This window comes from Bradyrhizobium sp. Ec3.3, from assembly GCF_000472925.1.
Lineage (GTDB): Bacteria > Pseudomonadota > Alphaproteobacteria > Rhizobiales > Xanthobacteraceae > Bradyrhizobium.
Genome location: NZ_AXAS01000146.1, coordinates 1 through 2,466, shown reverse-complemented (window position 1 = coordinate 2,466; position 2,466 = coordinate 1). Strand labels below are relative to the sequence as shown.

Sequence of the window (2,466 nt, the reverse complement as noted above, 5' to 3'; positions counted from 1 at the left end):
TTCGTTCCTGCTTCATTCGCTCTCTCCTCGGCTATCCAAGGAGGGGGCAATTCCTCATGGCGCCGAGGGGGCAGTTTTCCATGGCGCGCGACAGCTGATGGTCCGCTTAGCGACGGCCTCCTGGCGGAGGCTGTACGTTGGTTAGCGACCGGGGCGCCACCAAATCGCCCAACGACTCAACGACACAAGTTGCAGCGGGCGGGGCGATGCGCATGGGTGCAGCAATGATGCGCTATTGGTTTAATCGATATCAGGCTGCGATCCTGAATGGGCTTGCCGTCGCGATGTTTATCCTCCTGATTGCCGCGATCCTCGCGCGAAATGTCGGACCTGCTGAGAAATCCGGTCGAGCCACCTCTGGTGTCGCTGAGCTTCGAGGGTCGCTGCCGTAAGGCCCCGCCTACCGAGCGCACTGATAGGCCTCCCGGCTAGCCGCTTTGTGTCTGTCCGGGCGAGGCGCGCTCGCGGGCTTACGCCGCGCGCTGCGTGGCTGCGACGACGGCGAACAGCGGCGGAGGCCGGTACACCAGCCGCGGGGATTGTCCCTTGCCATTATGCCGCGGACCGCGATGGAACTGGCGCGGCGAACTTACGGTTGATTAGCGTGTGTAAACCTTCCAATGGAGGTGTCATGGAGAACTGGATGGAGAACTGGACGAACGCAAAACTGTGCGACGTCGCAAACCTGATCCTTGGCGCGATTCTGTTCGTTTCGCCCTGGATGTTCGGCTTCGACGCCGGAACGGTCTCCACCAACGCCTATATCACCGGCATCGCCATCGCGATCCTCGCAATCGCGGCGCTGGCGGCATTCGCGGTGTGGGAGGAGTGGCTTAACCTCATCGTCGGCTTGTGGGCGCTGGTTTCGCCCTGGGTATTTGGCTTCCAGGGAACCACCGCGATGACGGTGCATGTGGTAATCGGCGCGGCGGTCGCGATCCTGGCTGCGATCGAGCTTTGGATGATGTCCCAGATCCCGCCGCGGTTGACCACCGGCCGCTGAGAGGCTGAGGTTCGTAGATAGTCAGGATTGTGATCAGCGGAGTCGCGAGATCATAGAGACGTCGACGGCGCGATCAGATCGTGGATCAGGCAGCAACGCGATCGAGGAGTCGCTCCACGCTCTTCGCGTCGATCTTCGCCAAACCAAACTCGTCGGCTCAGACCGTCGCGATCTCACGTAGACTCTTGCCTTCGACCTGCAACGCTCTCCCGCGAGCCAGCGCGGCCTGCTCAGAGGCTTTCGGGACCAGCCGCCTGTTCTTGCCGGTGCCTTCGACATCGAAGCCGAAGGGCCGCTTTCTGCCATTGAACAGTTGCTGCCTGTGAACCTTGTGGCCGGCAACAGACGCTCATTCAGCCAGATTTCGCGGTCAATGCCGTCCGATAGCGAGACGGACGTTTCGCGATCTCCAGTAAGAACCTGTGGTACACCTTATTTGGCCGCCGTAAATCAGGAAATCCGGTTTCTTCGGAAGGAGAGAAGTTCTGTTCAGGGACGTCCAGCTATCCGCCGGGTGATTGGGGGAGTACGATGCAAAGGCCCACAGCATGTGCGAAATGGAGATGAGCCCATCGGCCCAGACGGGTACGACATCCTTGCTGACCCGGTGCGCCTCCGCCGGCTCCCATAGCGACGGATGCCCAGCGCCGGGGCCCGGCGACATCCGCAGGAGATCGGAGCAAAGGAGGAACAGATGGCAGCGATCGTAGAGAGCATTGAGATATCCCGTCGCCCCGAAGACGTCTTCCTATACGCGACGGACTTTTCGCATTTCCCCGAATGGCAGGGGGGCGTCGTGTCGGCACGCCGGCAGGGCGACGCCCCACTGAAAGCCGTGGTGACCCGCCGGGTCGGTCCGCGGAAGTTGCAGAGGACCGAGGAGATAACTGAACTGAATCCTCCGAGGACGTGGACGGTGCGCGGCGTTGGCGGCCCGCTCACAGCGATTGCCAAAGGCACAGTTGAGCCACTCGATGAGGGCAAGCGGTCGCGCGTAACGATCGCCCTTGAAGTAGAAGCCCACGGGATCGCCAGGGTGCTTGCTCCGCTCATCCTTCGGCAAGTGCGAAGGCAGCTGCCGAGAAACGAGCAAAAGCTGAAGGAACTGCTCGAGCGGGGCGCGTAATCGCAAAACGGGACGTCGTGTTCCGCCGTGCCGCCTGTGGGCGCATATGATCATGAAGGAGAGCGACATCATGGGCGTTCTCACCGACGTCGCCGGCTCCAAGAAAGCGGCCTAACGCTGACCGCCGCAAATGCTCACCCCTGAGGAACGCCTGCCTATGCTGCCTCGCAGGTGAGAGACGAATTTCAATTCAGGGAGGAACAAATATGTCAGCTAAAGAAGTCAAGTTAGGCGTCGATGCCCGCGACCGCATGCTGCGCGGCGTCGAGATCCTCGCCAATGCCGTGAAGGTCACGCTTGGTCCGAAGGGCCGCAACGTCGTCCTCGACAAGTCGTT

At 61.4% G+C, this 2,466-nt stretch carries 3 protein-coding genes; all 3 read left to right on the top strand.

The genetic code is table 11. The features are described from left to right. The first annotated feature begins 212 nt into the window (after positions 1–212). Positions 213–392 (top strand): hypothetical protein, encoded by a 180-nt coding sequence (locus YUU_RS0145735; protein WP_156944947.1) that lies wholly within the window; start codon positions 213–215, stop codon positions 390–392. A 251-nt stretch (positions 393–643) separates the two neighbouring features. Beyond that, on the top strand, positions 644–1,003 hold the full coding sequence (locus YUU_RS0145730; protein WP_027528098.1) for an SPW repeat protein: 360 nt from the start codon (positions 644–646) through the stop codon (positions 1,001–1,003). Positions 1,004–1,697: 694 nt separating this feature from the next. Then, positions 1,698–2,129, top strand: a complete 432-nt coding sequence (locus YUU_RS0145725) for an SRPBCC family protein (protein ID WP_027528097.1) — start codon at positions 1,698–1,700, stop codon at positions 2,127–2,129. Positions 2,130–2,466: the final 337 nt, after the last annotated feature.